17 protein-coding genes are annotated in these 19,464 nt (G+C 64.4%); 6 read left to right on the top strand and 11 right to left on the bottom strand.

The window, feature by feature from the left end; genetic code table 11:
- Nucleotides 1-24 precede the first annotated feature (24 nt).
- From ACOJCM_RS16075 to ACOJCM_RS16065, 3 genes are all read left to right on the top strand, one after another.
- Nucleotides 25-1,245 carry an argininosuccinate synthase gene (locus tag ACOJCM_RS16075; protein WP_445213081.1) on the top strand — a complete coding sequence of 407 codons (1,221 nt, stop codon included), beginning with the start codon at nt 25-27 and terminating at the stop codon, nt 1,243-1,245.
- A 300-nt stretch (nt 1,246-1,545) separates the two neighbouring features.
- Nucleotides 1,546-1,845 (top strand): HlyU family transcriptional regulator, encoded by a 300-nt coding sequence (locus ACOJCM_RS16070; RefSeq protein WP_445213080.1) that lies wholly within the window; start codon nt 1,546-1,548, stop codon nt 1,843-1,845.
- Between the two features lie 9 nt (nt 1,846-1,854).
- Entirely contained in the window at nt 1,855-2,982 is a 1,128-nt protein-coding gene (locus ACOJCM_RS16065; protein ID WP_445213079.1) for a DUF294 nucleotidyltransferase-like domain-containing protein, read from the top strand.
- Nucleotides 2,983-3,001: 19 nt separating this feature from the next.
- Here ACOJCM_RS16065 and ACOJCM_RS16060 read toward each other — a convergent pair whose 3' ends face one another.
- From ACOJCM_RS16060 to ACOJCM_RS16040, 5 genes are all read right to left on the bottom strand, one after another.
- Nucleotides 3,002-5,752, bottom strand: coding sequence for an ATP-binding protein (locus ACOJCM_RS16060; protein ID WP_445213078.1), 2,751 nt, complete (start codon nt 5,750-5,752; stop codon nt 3,002-3,004).
- Nucleotides 5,753-5,756: 4 nt separating this feature from the next.
- Entirely contained in the window at nt 5,757-5,957 is a 201-nt protein-coding gene (locus ACOJCM_RS16055; protein WP_445213077.1) for a hypothetical protein, read from the bottom strand.
- Complete coding sequence (locus ACOJCM_RS16050) at nt 5,954-8,017, bottom strand: exonuclease domain-containing protein (protein WP_445213076.1); 2,064 nt, start codon at nt 8,015-8,017, stop codon at nt 5,954-5,956. Before ACOJCM_RS16050 ends, ACOJCM_RS16055 begins: the two co-directional genes overlap by 4 nt.
- Nucleotides 8,017-8,388, bottom strand: a complete 372-nt coding sequence (locus tag ACOJCM_RS16045; protein ID WP_445213075.1) for a response regulator transcription factor — start codon at nt 8,386-8,388, stop codon at nt 8,017-8,019. Before ACOJCM_RS16045 ends, ACOJCM_RS16050 begins: the two co-directional genes overlap by 1 nt.
- A gap of 132 nt (nt 8,389-8,520) precedes the next feature.
- Nucleotides 8,521-8,808: a hypothetical protein gene (locus tag ACOJCM_RS16040; protein ID WP_445213074.1), complete on the bottom strand. Its 288-nt coding sequence runs from the start codon at nt 8,806-8,808 to the stop codon at nt 8,521-8,523.
- Nucleotides 8,809-9,117: 309 nt separating this feature from the next.
- On the opposite strand from ACOJCM_RS16040, the gene ACOJCM_RS16035 reads away from it, so the two are divergent.
- From ACOJCM_RS16035 to ACOJCM_RS16025, 3 genes are read left to right on the top strand one after another with little or no spacing between them, the layout of a single operon-like run.
- Nucleotides 9,118-10,791, top strand: a complete 1,674-nt coding sequence (locus tag ACOJCM_RS16035; RefSeq protein WP_445213073.1) for a carbon starvation CstA family protein — start codon at nt 9,118-9,120, stop codon at nt 10,789-10,791.
- A gap of 14 nt (nt 10,792-10,805) precedes the next feature.
- Nucleotides 10,806-11,108 (top strand): cory-CC-star protein, encoded by a 303-nt coding sequence (locus ACOJCM_RS16030; protein ID WP_445213072.1) that lies wholly within the window; start codon nt 10,806-10,808, stop codon nt 11,106-11,108.
- Nucleotides 11,109-11,153: 45 nt separating this feature from the next.
- Nucleotides 11,154-12,161 (top strand): ArsA family ATPase, encoded by a 1,008-nt coding sequence (locus ACOJCM_RS16025; protein WP_445213071.1) that lies wholly within the window; start codon nt 11,154-11,156, stop codon nt 12,159-12,161.
- 4 nt (nt 12,162-12,165) lie between these two features.
- Here the strand turns inward: ACOJCM_RS16025 and ACOJCM_RS16020 are convergent, their stop codons facing one another.
- The 6 genes from ACOJCM_RS16020 to metG all read right to left on the bottom strand — a co-directional run bounded on the left by ACOJCM_RS16020 (nt 12,166) and on the right by metG (nt 19,444).
- On the bottom strand, nt 12,166-12,909 hold the full coding sequence (locus tag ACOJCM_RS16020) for a YdcF family protein (protein ID WP_445213070.1): 744 nt from the start codon (nt 12,907-12,909) through the stop codon (nt 12,166-12,168).
- Between the two features lie 11 nt (nt 12,910-12,920).
- The gene (locus tag ACOJCM_RS16015; RefSeq protein WP_445213069.1) at nt 12,921-13,982 is read right to left on the bottom strand and encodes a hypothetical protein; all 1,062 of its coding nucleotides are present in this window, start codon (nt 13,980-13,982) and stop codon (nt 12,921-12,923) included.
- Nucleotides 13,983-14,083: 101 nt separating this feature from the next.
- The gene (nth, locus tag ACOJCM_RS16010; protein WP_445213068.1) at nt 14,084-14,722 is read right to left on the bottom strand and encodes an endonuclease III; all 639 of its coding nucleotides are present in this window, start codon (nt 14,720-14,722) and stop codon (nt 14,084-14,086) included.
- A 13-nt stretch (nt 14,723-14,735) separates the two neighbouring features.
- Complete coding sequence (locus ACOJCM_RS16005; RefSeq protein ID WP_445213067.1) at nt 14,736-15,536, bottom strand: RnfABCDGE type electron transport complex subunit B; 801 nt, start codon at nt 15,534-15,536, stop codon at nt 14,736-14,738.
- Between the two features lie 101 nt (nt 15,537-15,637).
- A complete protein-coding gene (locus tag ACOJCM_RS16000) occupies nt 15,638-17,224 on the bottom strand; it encodes a diguanylate cyclase domain-containing protein (protein WP_445213066.1) in 1,587 nt (528 codons plus the stop codon).
- A 177-nt stretch (nt 17,225-17,401) separates the two neighbouring features.
- Complete coding sequence (gene metG / locus ACOJCM_RS15995; protein WP_445213065.1) at nt 17,402-19,444, bottom strand: methionine--tRNA ligase; 2,043 nt, start codon at nt 19,442-19,444, stop codon at nt 17,402-17,404.
- Nucleotides 19,445-19,464 lie beyond the last annotated feature (20 nt).

The following is a 19,464-nucleotide window of genomic DNA, read 5'->3' as shown; positions in this document are numbered from 1 at the left end:
ACGTTTACCTGAGAGGAGCCCCGAATGTCCGATGTCAAGAAGGTCGTGCTTGCCTACTCCGGCGGCCTGGACACATCCGTCATCGTCAAGTGGTTGCAGGAAACCTACAGCTGCGAGGTGGTGACCTTTACCGCCGACATCGGTCAGGGCGAGGAAGTCGAGCCGGCACGCACCAAGGCCCAGGCACTGGGCGTCAAGGAAATCTATATCGAAGACCTGCGCGAGGAGTTCGTGCGCGATTACGTCTATCCGATGTTTCGCGCCAACACCATCTACGAAGGCGAGTACCTGTTGGGTACCTCCATCGCGCGTCCGTTGATCGCCAAGCGCCTGATCGAGATCGCCAACGAGACCGGCGCCGATGCCATTTCCCACGGCGCCACCGGCAAGGGCAACGACCAGGTGCGCTTTGAGATGGGCGCCTATGCGCTCAAGCCCGGCGTCAAGGTGATCGCGCCGTGGCGCGAGTGGGATCTTACCTCCCGCGAGAAGCTGATGGCCTATTGCGAGCAGCACGACATTCCCGTCGACTTCTCCAAGAGCAAGAAAAAGTCGCCGTACTCCATGGATGCCAACCTGCTGCACATCTCCTACGAGGGCGGTATTCTCGAGGACCCCTGGGCCGAGGCCGAGGAGGATATGTGGCGCTGGAGCGTGTCGCCCGAAGCCGCGCCGGATTCGCCCACCTATGTCGAGCTGACCTACGAGCAGGGCGATATCGTCGCTATCGACGGCAAGGCGATGAAGCCCCACGAAGTGCTCGAGACGCTCAACAAGCTGGGCGGCGACAACGGCATTGGCCGTCTCGACATCGTCGAGAACCGCTATGTCGGCATGAAGTCCCGCGGCTGCTACGAGACCCCGGGCGGTACCATCATGCTGCGTGCCCATCGCGCCATCGAGTCGATCACGCTCGACCGCGAGGAGGCGCACCTGAAGGACGAGCTGATGCCCAAGTACGCCAAGGTGATCTACAACGGCTATTGGTGGAGTCCGGAGCGCCGCATGCTGCAGGCCGCCATCGACGAAACCCAGAAGAACGTTTCCGGCGTGGTGCGCATGAAGCTCTACAAGGGCAGCGCCACCGTGGTGGGACGCAAGTCGGAGCAGTCGCTGTTCGACGAGTCGATTGCCACCTTCGAAGACGATGCCGGCGCCTATAACCAGAAGGATGCCGAGGGCTTCATCAAGCTCAACGCCCTGCGTCTGCGTATTGCGGCCGGGAAGGGCCGCCAGCAGAGCTAAGGAAACGCTGATTTATTGCTGTACTCGAGTTTTGTGTGAAGAGCTGGCCGCCAGCGGTGCTCGTGCGCGAGTCCGGTCGAAATCCACCTAGTACCGCATAGGCTCCGGTTGACTCGCAGCCTTCGGCTTCTCGCCCCTCCGGGGCCAGCCTACGGCTGTTTGTCGCTTCGCTCGGTACTGTGCTCCGGTGGCGGCCAACCTCTCTTCGCTCGCGACATAAATCAGGCGTTCCCTTATCGATGTCTTCGTCGACGCCGGCCAAGGGCCGGCGCTCTCGTTTGCAAGCTCGAGGAGAGAACAATGCTGAAGAAATTCTTGGGCGGGCTGTTCGGTGGCGGTGACGCCAAGCCGGGCAACGCCAAGGCTGCCGAGCCGGTGGAGTACAACGGCTACAAGATCGTCTCGGAACCGGCCGAGCAGGGCGGCCAGTATCGCGTCAGCGGCTGGATTCGCAAGGAGGGGGCGGCTGGCGAGCTTCTCGAGCACCGCTTCGAGCGCTCCGACCTGGTGCCGGGCCGCGAGGCCTGCGACCAACTGATGGTGAGCAAGGCGCAGCGCTTCATCGACCAGATCGGCGACGACATGTTCAAGTCGGGCTGACGACACGACATGCAAGTCCTTCATCGGGCCTCACCCTGGCGCGAACTCTTCGCCGGCAACAGCCTGCCGGAACCGGCTACGTTGCTGGCCCCCCTGTGCGATGCACTGGACATGCTGGGTCCGGCCCCCGACATGGCCACTGCACACGCCTGGCAGCCGCAGCTGGTCGAGGCCCTCGAGCGACTCGACCTGCCGGCATGGCGTATTAGCCAGCTGATCAGTGACCACAACGAGATGCTCTATCGCCGTGCCATCCAGCTCTCGCTCAACGAAATGCAGGGGCAAGGGTGGGGCAAACCGCCGGTCGCGTTTTGCGTGCTCACACTGGGTTCCGCCGGACGCCACGAAAGCCTGCTGGCGCCCGATCAGGATAACGCCATGATCGTGGCCGACTACCCCGACTCGCGCCATAACGAGGTCGACGGCTTCTTCCAGGCCCTGGGGGAGCGTTTCACCGACCGCCTGGATGAGGCTGGCATCCCCCTGTGTCACGGCCATGTCATGGCGCGCTGGCCGATGTGGCGCAAGCGTCTCTCGGAGTGGCGCGAGCAGCTTTCGCTGTGGACTCAGGAGCGCCGGGTGAAGCGCGTCCAGCAGAGCAATATCCTGCTCGACTTCCATCCGGCCTATGGCGACGCCGGCCTGGCCGAGGAGCTGGCCGGTCACGTCGCACGGCTCATGCCTCGGGCCGGTTTGTTCCTGGACGAAATGGCGCAGTTGCTCGATGAGCTGCCCGTGGCGCTGGACCGCTTCGGCCGGCTTTCGGGAGGCGATGAAGGGGCACCACACGCGAATGCCCTCGATCTCAAGCGCCGGGGACTGCTGCCACTGGTCAATGCGGTGCGTCTGATGGCGCTGCGCCATGGCGTAAGTGTCCCCGATACCCGCTCGAGACTGACGGCGCTAGTGGTGAAGGAAGCGCTCGGGCCCCGTCAGGCGAGGGCCGGCATCGCGGCACTGGAACGCCTGCAGGAGCGCCTGCTGACGGCACAGCTGGCAAGCCTGAAAGCGGGCGGTATCGCCGACGGCTGGATCGATATGACAGGCCTGGAGGATGACCAGCGCCTGCTGCTGCGCCACGACATGCAAGTCATTCGAGGCCTGGTCAGGGCGGCCCAGGGTGGCAGCGGCAGGTAGTGCCTAGTTCCCCCCTGCATTACCCGTCCAGCCCGGAGTCGGCAGGCGCCTCGGGCAGTTCCATGACCAGGCAGGCGCCATTGAGCGTGGGCGCGTCGTCGACCCATAGCCTGCCGCCCAAGTGGGCGACAATGCCGCGGCTGATCGGCAGGCCCAAGCCACTACCACGCGGACGCCCGCGGGCCTTGTCGCCGGCTTCACCGTAGCGCTTTATCTGGTGGAATTTCTCGAACACACGCTCACGCTCGTCCGTCACGATCCCCGGCCCGTTGTCCTCCACGCTGAGCCGGAAGTTGTGCTTGTGGCGGGCCAGGTGGAGGCGTACGCGAGGGGCTTCGTCAGCGGCGAACTTACCGGCGTTGTCGAGGAGGTTGATTACGACTTGCTCCAGGCGATCTGGGTCGCCGATTACCGGTGCTTCGTCGAGTTCCAGGTCAACCTCCAGCGCCACGCCGCGATCCTCCTGCAACCGGTGGACGGCATCCACGCTGTGGCGTATCAGGGCCACCAGGTCGAGACGCTGGGGGTTGAGCGTCAGCCGTCCGCTCTCCAGCCGTGCCAGGTCGAGGATTTCCTCGATCAAGCGCGACAGGCGCTGGCTCTCCAGCACGACAACCTCGAGAAAATGGAGGCGCTTCTCCTCCGGCAGCTCCGTGGCGTCGCGCAGGATCTCGGCGAACGCGCGGATCGAGGTGAGTGGCGTTCTCAGCTCATGGCTGACCATGGCAACGAATTCATCCTTGAGGCGGTCGAGCTCTCGCAGCCGCTCGTTGGCCGCGCGAAGCTCCTCGCCGATGCGTGCCAGCTCGTTGGATTTCTGTTCCAGGCGGCGATTGTACTCGAGCGTCTGCGACGTGGTATCGAGGATGCTGAGGATCGATTCCAGGTCCAGCGCCTCGCCGCGTACCACCGAATTGATCAGCACCCGCGCCGACGCGCTGCCCAGGGCTCCCGACAGGGCTCGCTCGGCGCGCGCGATAAGGGTGGGCGTCGCGGGGGCATCGTCGGCCTGGGTGCCAGAAGGATCGGCCAGTATCCGTGCCGTGGCCGTGGCACCGAGGTAGCGATGGAGCAGGCTCTTGAGCTCGCCTAGGGTGGTCTGGCCGCGCCACAGCGAGGTGTGCTGGAGTTCGGGATTCATGGCCTCGGTGAATAGTGCCGCCTGGGTCTGTTCCACCGGACTCTGGCGGGTAAACAGCGAGACGCCGACCAGCAGTCCGACATTGGCCAGCAGGCTCCACAACAGTGCGTGGCTGTAGATGTCGGAGCCCTCCAGGCCAAACAGGGCGTAGGGGCGTAGCCACGCCAGGCCCAGCAACCCCCGTTCGAGGAAGCTGGCATCCAGCCAGCCCGACTGGGCGAAACCCGGCAACAGCAGCGTGTAGATCCAGATGACGAAACCCGCAAGCAGACCCAGGGTCGCGCCGGCCCGAGTCGCACCGCGCCAGTACATGCCGATCAACATGGCCGGTGCGAACTGGGCGGCACCGACGAACGACACCAGGCCGATGGTCACCAGGCTGTAGGAGTCGCCGATCAAGGCGTGGTAGAGGTAGCCCAGCAGCAGGATCAGTATGATCGCCACCCGACGGATCCCCAGCAGCCAGCCGGCAAGCTCGCCTTGCGAACTCAGGTGCAGCTGCCGGGATCGCAGCAGCAGCGGCATGATCAACTGGTTGCTGACCATGGTGGAAAGCGCAATGGTCTCGACGATCACCATGCCGGTGGCCGCCGAGAGTCCGCCGATGAAGACCAGTAGCGGTATGCCTTCCATGCCGGCGGAGAGTGGCAGGGTGAGCACGAAACTGTCGGGGTCGCTGTTGCCCATCGGCAGCAGCAGGCCGGCCATGGCGATAGGTATCACGAACAGGTTGATCGCCACCAGGTAGAGCGGAAACAGCCAGCTGGCACGCTTCAGGTGTCGCTCGTCGACGTTCTCCACGACCAGCACCTGAAACTGTCGGGGCAGGGTCAGAAAGGCGAGGAAGGCGAGCGCCAGGGTGCCGACCCACCCAATGGCGCCGCCTGGCACCGATGCAAGACCCAGGGCCCCGGCCAGCTCGGGAGCGGCGGCTACCTGGCGAAACAGATCGCCGGGCCCGTTGAACAACACGAAGACAACGAACACGCCCACGGTGAGGAAGGCCACCAGCTTGACCAGCGACTCGAAGGCGATGGCTGCGACCATGCCTTCGTGGCGCTCGCTGGCATCCAGGTGGCGGGTGCCGAACAGGATGATGAAAATCGCCAGCACCAGCGCGACCCAGAACGACTTGTCGACCCAGAAGTTCTCCTCGGCCAGGCGAAAATCGGTCGCTTCCGGGTAGTTGACCAGCACGGCATGGCTGAGGGTGATCGCCTTGAGCTGCAGGGCGATATAGGGCGTGACGCCGATCAGGGCGATCAAGGCCACCAGTGCGCCGAGGCTTGAACTCTTGCCGTAGCGGGCACTGATGAAGTCGGCAATGGAGGTGATGCGCTGCGTGCTGGCGATACGCACCATCTTGCGAATCAACAGCGGCGCCATCAGCATGGCCAGCGTCGGACCGAGATAGATCAGCAGGAAACTGGGGCCGAACTCCGCCGCGCGTCCCACGCTGCCGTAGAAGGTCCAGGCGGTGCAGTACACGGCGATGGAGAGCGCGTAGACCGTCGGCGAACCGATTACCGAGCGGCCACGCTCGGCTCGCCGGTCGCCCCAGGCGGCGATCACGAACAGCAGCGCCAGATAGCCGAACGCGACCGTCAGCACGACCGAGTCGGTTCTCATCGCCTCAACCGTCCTCCCACCGGCGCTCCATGAGCCAGGCAGCGAGGCCGATGACCAGTAGCCAGACTGCGAACAGGTAGAGCGGCAACCACGAGAGCCCGGCCTCAGGCGGACGATCGAAAATCACGACCAGCGGCGGCGAGAAGAGCAGGGCCGTCAGGCCGATCAAGGCGACCAGCCGGGCCCGAACGCGGGAGGCGTTCATGTGCAGGCGTCCTCCCTGTCGAGGGCGGTGGCCTGCAGTGCCAGCGCCTGCTCCAGGGTCTCGATACCGCGTGCCTCTAGCCTGGGCAGCAGTGCCAGCCAGAGTTCGGCCGTCACCCGTGCATCCCCCAGTGCCGTATGGCGTGTGCCGGGCGGAAAGCTGAGGTCGTAGCGCTCGGCGAGGGTATCCAGATCGTGACCGTCCAGGCTCTCGTCCAGCGCACGGGAAATCAGCAGGGTGTCGAGTACCGGCATGTCGAGCGTGGTGCCGGTTCCGGGGGCTTGCAACGCCAGCAGGTCAAAAGCCGCGTTGTGGGCCAGTAATACGGCATCGCCGATATAGTCGCGAAATCGCGGCAGCACGACGGGCAGCGGCGGGGCGCCGGCTACGTCGTCGTCTGTGAGGCCGTGGATCGCCGTGCTGGCGGGCGGGATCGGCTTGCCGGGGTCGACACGTACGTCGAAGACATCGCTTGCCAGCAGGCGGGAATTGACGATGCGACACGCACCGAGGCTGATGACCGTGTCGCCGCGGCGCAGCTCCAGACCTGTGGTTTCGGTGTCGAATGCCACCACCTCGAGGGCACGCAGCGGGCAGCGGGCCAGCTCGGCGTCGGGAGGCGGCAGGTCGGCGATGCCGAAGTCATGGAATTCAGGGCGCGGCGGGAGCTGGTCGGGCGGCGCACCGACCCGATCCATGGCGGGCAATGGCAGGCGCAGGCGGGCGTGACGGTCATCAGCGTCGGCCACGCTCCAGGCGTCGCTGGCGTGCTGCCTCAGCAGGTCGCCGATCCGAGGTGAGAGGGGAAGCGTCTCGAGCCGCTGTTCGGCCCACACCGCCAGCTTGCGCTGTGGCAGTGGTTCGCCGGGCCAGATCAGGTCGAGATAGACGCGGCGATTGCCGAGCAGGATCTCGCCTTCGAATTGCGTTGTGCCGGTTTCCTCGCCCAGGCGTACCAGCAGGGCCTCCAGCATGACCAGCAGCGCGGGCGCATCGCCCTTGAACCAGGCCGGCATGCCGATGGGAAGCACCTCGATGTGGCTGTCGGCGAGGCGTTCGTTGAGCGACCGCCACAGGTCGTTGGACCACAGCGGCGCCAGCCGTTCGCCCTGCTGCTGCATGTCCTCGATCAGGCTACCGAGCCCTTCGATCTCGTTGCCCAGCGCATGACTCTCCTCTTCAATGACCGCTTCCAGGCGTTGGCGCAGGGTATCGTCGATGTGCCGGGCATGGCGAACGCTGCTCAGTGCCTCGGCGGCACTGGCCAGGTTCGCACCGTGCTGGCGCAGCGGGGCAATGCGTTCGGCCATGCTGGCGCGAACCCCCATCTCGCTGTTCCAGGTGGTGGTGGCATCGGCCAGCGTCAACAGCGTCTCGCCATTGCTCTGGGGCACCCGACGCATGACCACGTGCAGCCAGCGCTCGTCGCACGGCATCAGGAGTTCGCGCGGCGAGCCATCTTCCGGCAGCTGGCCCAGGGAATCCTGCAGGCTTGATACCGGAAGGAGGGCGTCCAGGCGCTTACCCAGCCCAAGGCCCGGATGATTGTCGAACAGGCTTTCGGCCGCCTGGTTGAACAGCAGCATGCGGCGGTGATGATCGCAGAGCAGCAGCGGCGTATCGAGAACCTGGAGCAGCGTCTCGAGCTCCTGGCGAATGCGAGCGGCGCTGCGTGCGCCTTCGGCATGCGCCGTGGCAAGGCGGGTACGATCGCTGCGCCAGGCTTCGCGCACACGCATCAGGTCGGGGCCCAGGCCACGCAGCCAACCTTCAGGAGGATAGTCGTCGCGAGCGTCAGGGTTGGCGACAAGTCTGGCGAGCTGGACCTGGAGATGACGCAGCGGGGTGAACAGCATGCGCTCGAGCAGCAAGCCCACCAGGAAGATGGTACCTCCGCCCGAAAAACAGCCGAGCCAGAGAACGAGGCGAGCCAGACCCTGAGGCTGGAACAGGCTGTCGAGCCAGGCCGCGAAGATGGCACCTCCCAGCAGGCTGACTCCGCTGAGCAGCAACCAGAGGCCGATCAGGCGTTGGCGCTTGGGCAGCTTGCGCCCCAGCATCAGGCGTCCTCGGCCAGCAGGGATTTGACCTTCTCGACAAGCGCCTGGGTCGAGAAGGGCTTGGTCACGTAGTCGTCGGCGCCCAGGGCCAACCCTTTCTCGCGTTCCACCTCACGACCATGCGCCGTGAGCATGATGATGGGAAGGCGGGCGTGTCGGGGGTCGTGGCGCAGCTGCTCCAGCACATCGAAGCCGCTTATCCCGGGTAGGCTGATGTCGAGCAGCATCAGGTCGGGCGGTGCCTCTTCGATCGCGGCCAGGGCGCCTTCGCCATCGACGGCCGTCGTCACGTCGAAACCGGCCTGCTGCATGAGGAACTCCAGCGAAAGGACGATATTGGGCTCATCGTCCACCACCAGTACCTTGGCCATTCGCTACTCCTTGCGGAACTTGTATGTTGTTGATCTTCAGTCTAGTGCGCATGGCAAGGGCGGCAAAGACGACCTTGGCAGAAGTGGCATGAGGGGCGGGCTCATTACGGCAACGACGGGCAGCCTTTCTTCTCAGCGCGGTTCGTTGCCGTCCTTCTCGAGCCGCCAGAATTTGGGCCCCAGCGGGCCGAGCCACAGCCAGACCTGCAGCAATACCAGCAGCGGCAGCAGCCAGGGCGGTGCGCCTGTGGTGCGGCTCAGCACGAAGAAGATCAGGTAGGCGGTAAGGCCGGCGGCCAGGCCCACCAGGGTGAACATGAAGGCGCGTGCCTGGCCCGGTTTGCGTGTCACGCGGAACAGCATGCCGATGAAGGCTCCGAAAGCACCGGCCATGGCGAGTTGCAGCAGAATCTCTTGCATGAGGGGGTATCCTTCATGGCGGGGCATTTTACGGCAGCGTAACGTGACGTCGCGCTTGTGACAGTAAGACCTTGGACCAGTACCTGTCAGCATGAAATCGGCTCAGTGCCGGCTGGGGCTGGCATGATGAGGAAGTTGGTTCGACTTTGGTCGAGATTTGCTGATAAACCACAGTCCCGATTGGACTTGCCCTTTCGCTCTGCGCATCCTTGCCGTGCAGAGCCAAGCGAGCTGCAGATCCGACGCTTCGCGTAACATGCGAGCCGATAAGAAAGATAAGGACCCTTCCTCAAAATGGAGCTGACCAGAATGAGTGCTATCGTCCTGCTGGTTCTAGGCCTTGCCGGGATGGCCGCGGGGTATTTCTTCTACTCCCGCTTCATTGCCGCGAAGATCTACCGCCTGGATCCCGACTTCAAGACCCCCGCCCACGAATTCGAGGACGGCGTCGACTTCGTGCCGACCAACCGTTATATCCTCTGGGGGCATCACTTCACCTCGGTGGCGGGTGCCGCGCCCATCGTCGGGCCTGCCATCGCCGTCATCTGGGGCTGGCTGCCAGCCTTCCTGTGGGTCGTGCTCGGCACCGTATTCTTTGCCGGCGTACACGATTCCGGCGCCATCTGGGCCAGTGTGCGCAACAAGGCCAAGTCCGTCGGCGCCTTGACCGGCGACGTGGTGGGCGCCCGGGCGCGCAGCATCTTCATGATCGTCATCTTCCTGGTGCTGTTGATGGTCAATGCGGTCTTTGCCGTGGTCATCGCCGGGTTGATGATGAACTTCTCCAGCGCCGTGGTGCCGGTGTGGGGCGCCATTCTGGTCGCGTTGATCATCGGTCAGCTGATCTACCGCCGTATCCTGAGCCTGCCCGTCGTGTCGATCCTCGGCGTCATCGCCTTGTATGTCCTGATCTTCATCGGCCCTTCGGTGCCGCTCCAGATGCCGGCCGAGGTGGGCGCCCTTTCGGGCAATGCCGTGTGGATCCTGATCCTGTTCGGCTATGCCGCCATCGCCTCGATGCTGCCGGTGTGGGTTCTGCTGCAGCCGCGGGACTACATCAATGGCCTGCAGTTGTTCATCGGTTTGATCGTGCTTTATGGCGCCATCGTGCTGCTCAACCCCAGCGTGGTCGCACCGATGGTCAACGGCGACCTGCCGGCGGGTACTCCGTCGATGCTGCCGCTGCTGTTCGTCACCATCGCCTGCGGCGCCATCTCCGGCTTTCATGGCCTGGTATCATCCGGCACCACCTCCAAGCAGCTCAACAAGGAAACCGACGCTCGCTTCGTCGGCTACTTCGGTGCCGTGGGCGAGGGCATGCTGGCCCTTGCGGCCATCCTGGCCGCCACCGCAGGCTTCGCCACCTTTGCTGACTGGCAGGCCGTCTACACCGCCTTCGGCGCCGGCGGCGTCAATGCCTTCGTCGAGGGCGGCGCTTACATGATCCACAACGGCCTCGGCCTGCCCGAAGCCACCGCGGCGACCCTGCTCACCGTGATGGCGGCCCTCTTTGCCGGCACCACCATGGATACCGGCTTGCGCTTGCAGCGTTACATCTTTCAGGAGTGGGGCGAGATCTATAATCTCAGGTGGATGACCAAGAACGTGCCGGCGACGCTGCTGGCCGTGGGCAGCTGTCTGTTGCTCGCCTTCGGTGCGGGCGGTGCCGACGGCACCGGTGGGATGATCATCTGGCCGCTGTTCGGCACTACCAACCAACTGCTGGCGGGCCTGACGCTGCTGGTGGTCACGGTCATGCTGGTGCGCCAGCGCCGCCCCATGTGGTACACCCTGGCGCCGCTGTGCTTCCTGCTGGTGATGACCATCGCCGCGCTGCTCATCCAGCTGCGGACCTTCTTCAACGAAGGCAACTACTTCCTGCTGTTCGTTGATATCGTGGTCTTGATCGCTGCCATTCTGGTGGCCATGGAATGTGCCTCGGCGCTCAAGCGCTCCCGGGCACAGATGGCCAAGCAGGAGTAACGACGGAGACAGCAATGCGAGACAATCGTGACAAGGCGCAGGACGCTCGTCGCGAACGCATTCGGGCCTGGCTGAGCCAGGCCCGTTTCGTCGCCGAGGAGTTCTATAGCGCGCGCTATCGCGGCGCCATCGCCCGCGCACGGCGCGACGAGGACGACCTATTCATGCTGCTGGTATTCTCTGAAATGATGGGGGTGCCCAATCCCGCCGCCTATTACACGCTGGAGCTGCAGCCGCTGCTGCTCGAACGCTTTCACGATTGGCATCGGCGCATGGGGATGGAGCGCTCGCCTCTGGAGCATTTCAGGTGTTGTTAGTAGCCGGGCCACAATGCTCGCCATGCCAGTAGGGTATGAAATGACATGAAACAGTTACTCGACAAACGCCTGCTCTGGGTGGGTGGCAAGGGTGGCGTGGGCAAGACCACGGTCGCTGCCTCGCTGGCGGTGCTGGCGGCACGCCGCGAGCGCCGCGTGCTGGTGGTTTCCACCGATCCGGCCCACAGCCTCGGGGATGTCTTCGACCGTGAGCTGGGCGATGTGCCACGGCGCATGCTGCCCAACCTGGACGCCATGGAGATCGACCCCGACGCCGAGGTCGAGGCCCACCTGGCTCGCGTCACGGAGCAGATGCGCCGCTACGCCGCCCCCGAGATGATGCAGGAACTCGAGCGCCAGATGCGCCTGACCCGCCAATCGCCGGGCGCCCAGGAGGCCGCCCTGCTGGAGCGGCTGTCTCGCATCGTCACGGATGATGGCGCGCCTTACGACCTGGTGATCTTCGATACCGCACCCACCGGTCACACCTTGCGTCTGCTGACCCTGCCCGAAGCCATGGCGGCCTGGGTCGATGGCCTGCTGGCGCACAATCGCAAGTCCGAGGAACTGGGCAAGGTTCTCTCTCACCTGACGCCCAAGCGTGGCCGAGACGTGGCCACGCCTTTCGACGACCCCCGCGAGGACCCCCTCAATGATCTCGACGAGCGAACCCAAGGCGTGGCACGAACGTTGATCGAGAGGCGCAGGCTGTTCCATCGTGCCCGGCGGCGCATTGAAAATGCTGAGGAGTCGAGTTTCCTGTTCGTGATGACCCCCGAGCGGCTGCCGATCCTCGAGACGGTGCGTGCCGTCGAAGCCCTTGAGGAGGTTAGCATCCCCGTGGCCGGTACCCTGGTCAATCGGGTGATACCCGACGAAGCCGACGGCGATTTCCTGCGTGCCCGGCGCGAGCAGGAGGCCTCCTACCTGGCGCGCATCGACCAGCATTTCGCTCATCTGCCTCGACCGCGGCTGCCGCTGTTGCCGAGCGACGTTCAGGGCATCCCCATCCTGGAAGATCTTGCCTACCGGCTCGAGCAGGCCGGTTTCTAGACGCCTAGGGCAGCCAGTCACGCAGCCGCAAGGCTACGCGGCCCAGCCACTCGTTCAGCGCCCGTGTGCTTTGATTGAGGTGGTAGGCGCGGGGCAGCCAGGCCTCGAGCCCTTCGGGCGCCGGGCTGGTGAAGTCGGTAGGAGCGGGCACCACCGCGATTCCCTGTGCCTCGAACGCTGCAACGGCGCGCGGCAGGTGCCATGCCTGCGACACCAGCGCGATGCGTGTAATGCCTTCCGTGCGGAGGATGTCGGCACTGAGGCGGGCATTTTCAGTGGTGGTACGGCTCTCGCCTTCTCGCCAGCGGACCGGCACGTCGAAGACGTCGTGCAGGGCGGCCGCCATCAGGCTGGCCTCGGCGGCGTCCTCGCCGTGTACGCGGCCACCGCTGACCAGAATCGGCAGCTCGCTATGACGATGCAGGAGGGCGCCGTAGGCCAAGCGTCGCCAGGTAGCATTGGCCGGCGCATCGCCCCAGCCGAACTCCGGTGCAACGTAGTCACGGCCACCGCCCAGGATGACGATAGCCTCGGCGCTTTCCAGTTGGGCGCGTGCCGGCGGCGAATAGGGCTCCAGCCCCTGGCGCAGGGTGTGGCTGGCCCACGGCGTGGCCAGCAGTAATAGCCCGGCGAGCCCCAGCACGATCAATGCGGCACCTCGTAATCGTTTCGGGCCGAGCAATAGGCCGAGCAGCACCAGCAGCACGTTGAGAGTGGGTGGCAGCATCAGAATCTTGAACAAGTTCATGGTTTCCCCGGTCAAGCGTGTTCGAGAAGATCCAGTCGGCGGCTGGGCCAATGCACCACAGCGGTACGCGAGAGCATCCGTGCGGCGAGCCGAGGGTGGGCTTTAGCGATGACGCGTGCCGCGAATTCCGACAGGAAGCGCGACTTGAGCTCGGCGCGAGCGCGATCCACGCCGATCGCTTCGAAGGGTGTCGAGGCCAGCAGCAGGAAACCGTCGTCTGGGATGCGTCCGGCCTTCATGTTCGCCTCGATAATGGCCGCTGCCGTGGCGATGGGCTCGGAAAGGTCAGGACTGTAGGGGCCGACGATCAATGCCGTGTTGGGCAGATGAAGAAAATCGAAGCCCCGGCCGATGCAGATGACCCATTCGCGGTGCTCGATATCCAATGCCCGGGCGGTGCCTCGCAGCGAATCGACATGGCGACGATTGCCCTGAAGCAAAGGCAGCAGATCGCGGCGGATGTCAGCAGGCATGTCGGGGCATAGGCCGGCAACGCGGCGCTCGAGGTCACCCAGCGCGTCGGGCTCGAGCTGGCCGATGTCGAGCGTTGTGTCCTCGGCACCATGAAGGATCAGCGCATCGCTATCGGTCTCGAAGCCGCACACGAGGGGATAGACGTTGCGGCGGTCCCGGCCGAAGATCCGCTCGGCCTGCTCGCGGATCTCGTTGGCATGCGCCATCGCAGCCTGCGTGTCGCAGGCAAAACCGGCACAGCTTCGGGCTCGGTCACCGCGGGAAAAATGGTAGCTGATGATCAGCAGTACACCATGGCCGCCATGGATCGCATCGTCGACCGCTTCCGTCAGCATCTCGCCGAGGTAGGGCCAGCCCAGGTGGAAGATTCCCCCGAGATTACGAAAGGGCGTGATGATCCCCAGCGGGGTCTGGGTGGCGTGGGGGAGATGAATCCGACCGTCCATGCATTTCAAGGCCAAAATGCGGGTAGGGTGGGCGGCAAGGTAACGCTCGCGAGCCAGCCACGCCGAGGGGCTGCAGAAGGTATCGGCATGGGCGCGAGACAGGGCGAGCAATGCTTCGATGCGCTCTTCGATGGGGCGTTCGTGTAACGGCATGGTGCGGCTCGGGTTATTATTATCTACCGCTTATCGTCCACGACTGTGCCGAACGATGCAAAGCCCTCATTAGTCGCATCGTGAGGCACGGTGACTGGCGCTCAAGCCGGTTCGACCTTCTCCTTGTATTCGCAAAGGTCCTCGATCACGCAGCTCCCGCAGCGTGGCCGGCGGGCGACGCAGGTGTAGCGCCCGTGCAGGATCAGCCAGTGGTGAGCATCGCGAAGGAACTCCCTGGGCACGTGACGCAGCAGCTTCTGCTCGACCTCGGCCACGTTCTTGCCGGGCGCGATGCGGGTGCGGTTGGAGACGCGGAAGATATGCGTGTCCACGGCAATGGTGGGCTCGCCGAAGGCGGTATTGAGGATCACGTTGGCCGTCTTGCGCCCCACGCCCGGCAGCGCCTCGAGCTCGGCCCGGGTGGGCGGTACTTCGCCGCCATGCTTGTCGACCAGGATTCGGCAGGTCTTCATCAGGTTCTCGGCCTTGGTATTGTAGAGGCCAATGGTCTTGATGTGCTCCTTGAGGGCCCCGAGGCCCAGGTCGAGGATGGCCTGCGGCGTATTGGCCACCGGGAACAGGCTTGCGGTGGCCTTGTTCACGCCCACGTCGGTGGCCTGAGCGGAGAGCAGCACGGCGGTGAGCAGCTCGAAGGGCGTGCCCCAGTGCAGCTCCGTCGTCGGTTCGGGGTTGTTTTCGCGCAGGCGGGCGAAAATCTCGTAGCGTTTCTGGGCATTCATGAACGGATTGGGCTCATTGCGAGGGTCGAGTTCCTTGCGGCGAGTTCGCCTCCAGCGATGCGCGAGCCTCCTCGAGCAAAGCAGTGGCCTGCTCGAGCTGCCCCTCGGCCAGACGGCAGGCCTCCGGGTCGTTGCGGCGCTGGGCGCTCTCGAGCTGCAGTCGGGCCCGTCTTACCGCTTGCTGGGCAGCCTTCACCGCCATCTGGCGCTGACGCTGCTGCAGGCCGGTGCCCGCGCTCGTGGCAGAGGTCCGCGTGCCCTGCCGTATCCTGCGACGCTGACGCTCCAGTCGCCTTTGGCGTTCCAGGCGGGCCAGCCGCTGCTGGCGTGCCCGGTGGCGTTTACGGCCCAGCCGGGCACGCCTTGCCAGATAGGCTCGTCGCTCGGCTTCATGGCTGGCGGCCTGCCACTCGGGGTGCGGTACCAGATCGATACAGTCTACAGGGCAGGGCGCAACGCACAGCTCGCAGCCGGTGCACTCGGCGGTGATCACGCTGTGCATGCGCTTGCTGGCGCCGAGGATGGCATCGACCGGGCAGGCTTGGATGCACTTGGTGCATCCGATGCACTCCGCTTCACGAATCACGGCGGTCAGCGGAAGCTGGGTCGGCTGTTCCAGAGGCTGGGCCGGTTGGCCGGTCAGCTCGGCGAGACGCGCGACGGTTTCCTCGCCGCCGGGCGGGCAGCGGTTGATCGCCTCGCCGCCTGCCACGGCCTCGGCATAGGGCCGGCAGCCCGCATGGCCGCACTTGCCGCATTGGGTTTGCGGCAGCAGGGCATCGATGGCCTCGATCAACGCTGGCTCGGCCGTCACTTGTGCTCCTGTTGGGCTGCGGGTATCAACGTGGCGCGACATTATAAACCCTGGCTTGGCCTGAGCATACCGCTGGGCCAGCACGGTCGGGCCAGGAAGGCTTAGCGGTCGACGGGGCTAGGCTGGGCAAGAGGCTGGCAGGCCTCGACCCGGTTGCGACCGTTCGCCTTGGCCCGATACATCGCCTGGTCGGCGGCGCGCATGATGTCGGTCGGTGAGGTCAGATCCGGCTGGTGGGCCGCCACGCCGATGCTTACCGTCACGCTGGCCCCGGTCGGGGAGACTTCGTGAGGCAAGCGAAGCTCGTTGATGGCATGCAGAAGTGCACGCGCATGGTCAAGGGCGACATCGAGCGAGGTGCCGGGCAGCAGGACGCTGAATTCCTCACCGCCGGTGCGGGCCACGAGGTAGCCGTGGGGTTTGAGAGCGTCTTCCATGCACTGCGCCAGGGTCATCAGGCAGACATCGCCGGCCTGGTGACCGTAATGGTCGTTATAGAGCTTGAAATGGTCGATATCGATCATCATGACCGCTATACGCTCGCGTGAGCCGCGAAAGCTCATGGTCTCGGTGAAGCGCTCATCGAACAGGCGACGGTTGGCCACGCCAGTCAGAGGATCGTGCTGGCTCATTTCCAGCAGCAGCTCGGATTGCTTGCGCTGGTGATCCAACAGGTGGCGGAACTCGCGCGCCAAGGTACCGATCTCGTCTTGACGCGCCGCCAGGCTTTCCGGCATCGCCGGCGCTATCATTTCCCGATGAAGGCGCTGGGTGTAGCGCGCGAAACGACGTAGGGGCAAGAGTACCATCCGCTCAAGCAGCCACAGCACGGTGAGCAGCGTGACGATAAGCACGCCGCTGGTCCAGTACAGGGCAAAGCGGAACGTCTCCAGGCTTGCCTGGTACCGCTGGCGTGGCAGCAGGGCGTCGATGCGTATGGCGTTGCTGTCGGGCAGTGCCGGTATGAATCGGCTGGCCGACATGTGCGTCGGTGAGACCCGTTCCAGTGCTTCGCTGGGGCCGTCGCGGCGCGTTGCGCTGCTCAGTTCCATCTGGATGCCGGTGGTTTCGCGCAACTGCTCGATCCACGGCTCGCTCAGCGGTCTCACCATGGCCAGCCAGCCCGCCGCAGGCGCTTCCTCGCGGCTCTGGTGAATCGGTGCCAGGCCGACCAAAGCCAGCTCCGGCAGGGCCAGCATCATGGTATGGGAGGCGTCTTCCAGGCCTTGTGCTATCTGGGGGCGCAGAAGGTCGACCGTGGAGGCGGCCCAGTCGCATGGTGGTGCCATGCCGGGGCAGGAAGTGAACTCGCCGTTGTCGTCGTAACCCACGATCCAGTAGGGGGAATTATCCTCGGCGAGGAAGAACATCATGTGCAGGTCGAGCGTCTCGAGTGTTGCCTCGTAGAGGTTGGAGTCGACGTATTCAGGGCGCTCGCCGCGAACGAAATCGTAGGTGTCATCCCAGTACGCCCAGTCCTCGACCAGACGACGCATATGGTTGAGTTCGCTGCCGAGGGCTCTCTCGGCGCGGTCCAGCTCGGCGCTGGCGAAGGCCTCCTCGTCTTCCAGCAGAATCGGCATGATCTGGAAGCGCGCGACCAGGACCAGTGCAAGCAGGGCCAGGCACAGCACGGCACACAGCGAAAGGAGGAAGCGATTACGCAGTGAGCCGAACGTCGAGGTCATGAAGTGCGCCTGTGTCAAGTGCCGCCACCGGCATTGGGGAGAGCGATGCGAAAACAGGTGATCGCCTAAGTTCAATGTCGGCAGGGGTAAATGAATCTTTAATCGAAACGGGACCGAACGGTAATAAAAGAGCACGGCCGAAGCCGTGCTCTCGAGCGGTACGTGGTGTTGCGAGGATTATTTCACGCGCTGGCCGGGCTCGGCGCCTGAATCCGGCGAGAGAAGGTAGATACCGTCATCGTTGCCTGCGGCCAGCACCATACCCTCGGACACGCCGAATCGCATCTTGCGCGGCGCCAGGTTGGCCACCATGACGGTCAGGCGGCCCTCTAGTGCCTCCGGCGCATAGGCGGAGCGAATGCCGGCGAATACGTTACGTGTCTCGCCGCCCAGGTCCAGCGTCAGCTGGAGCAGCTTGTCGGCTCCCTCGACGTAGTCGGCCTTGACGATGCGGGCGATACGCAGGTCGACCTTGGCGAAGTCGTCGAAGGCAATCTGCTCAGCGACAGGATCGTCGGCCAGCGGTCCCTTGGCGGCCTCCTTGAGTTTCTGTTCTTCCACCAGGTCCTCCTTCGAAGCCTCGATCATGGCATCGATCTTCTCCCGTTCGACGCGGGTCATCAAGGGTTTGAACTTGGCTATCTCGTGCTCGAGCAGAACCTCATGGCGGCTCGCCCAATCGAGCGAAGCGAGCTTGAGGAACGCCTGGGCCTGCTCGGCCATGGCAGGCACTACCGGCGCCAGATAGACCATCAGCTGACGGAACAGGTTGATGCCTACCGAACAGATATCCAGCACCTCCTGCTCACGGCCTTCCTGCTTGACCAGTACCCAGGGCTCCTTGTCGGCGATGTAGGTGTTGGCTTCGTCGGCGAGCTCCATGATCTTGCGCACCGCGCGGCCAAACTCGCGAGCCTCGAAATCTTCGGCGATGGTGTCGCCGGCGGCGATGAAGCGTGCCACCAGTTCCGGCTCGGTGCAGTGGGAGGAGAGCCGGCCGTCACCCAGCTTCTTGACGAAGCCGGCACAGCGGCTGGCGATGTTGACCACCTTGCCCACCAGGTCGGCGTTCACCCGGGCGGCGAAATCCTCCAGGTTGAGGTCGAGATCGTCGACCCGTGACGTGAGCTTGGCCGCGAAATAGTAGCGCAGGTACTCGGGGTTCAGGTGTTCGGCATAGGTCGCGGCCTTGATGAAGGTGCCGCGCGATTTCGACATCTTGGCCCCGTTGACGGTGACGAAGCCGTGGCAATTCACTGCAGTGGGCGTGCGGAAGTCGGCGCCATGCAGCATGGCCGGCCAGAACAGCGCATGGAAATAGACGATGTCCTTGCCGATGAAGTGATAGACCTCGGCGTCGGATTCCTTGCGCCAGTAGCTGTCGAAATCGATGCCGGTGCGTTCGCACAGGTTCTTGAAGCTGGCCAGGTAGCCGATTGGAGCATCCAGCCAGACGTAGAAGTACTTGCCCGGGGCGTCGGGAATCTCGAAACCGAAATAGGGCGCATCGCGGGAGATGTCCCACTCGTTGAGCCCCGACTCGAACCACTCCTGCAACTTGTTGCCGATCTGGGTCTGCACGTGGCCGCCGCGGGTCCACTGCTTCAGAAAGTCGGCGAAGTCCGGCAGCTTGAAGAAATAGTGGGTCGAGCTGCGCACTTCGGGCGTGGCGCCCGAGATCGCCGATACCGGGTCGATCAGCTCCGCGGGCGTATAGGTGGCGCCGCAAGCTTCGCAGTTGTCGCCGTACTGGTCGGCGGTCTTGCACTTGGGACAGGTACCCTTGATGAAGCGATCGGCCAGGAACAGCCCCTTGACCGGGTCGTACATCTGCTCGATGTCGCGGGTGGCGATATGGCCACGATCGCGCAGGCGGGTATAGATCAGCTCACTGAAGTAGCGGTTCTCGTCGGAATGCGTCGAGTGATAATTGTCGAAGGCGACCCCGAAGGTGGCGAAATCGGCCTGGTGCTCCTTCGATACGCGCTCGATCAAGGCCTCGGAGCTAATGCCTTCCTGCTCGGCGCGCAGCATGATCGCGGTGCCGTGGGCGTCGTCGGCGCATACGTAGTGACACTCATTGCCGCGGCTTTTCTGGAAACGTACCCAGATGTCGGTCTGGATGTACTCCAAAAGGTGGCCGAGGTGGATCGAGCCGTTGGCGTAGGGCAGGGCGCTGGTGACCAGGATCTTGCGCGGGGCGCTTGCGTTGTTCGACATATCGGCTCTGATATTCCCAG

Source organism: Billgrantia hypersalina (assembly GCF_052584175.1).
The sequence above is the reverse complement of the archived record's forward strand: the minus strand, read 5'-3'. Positions and strand labels throughout refer to the sequence as shown.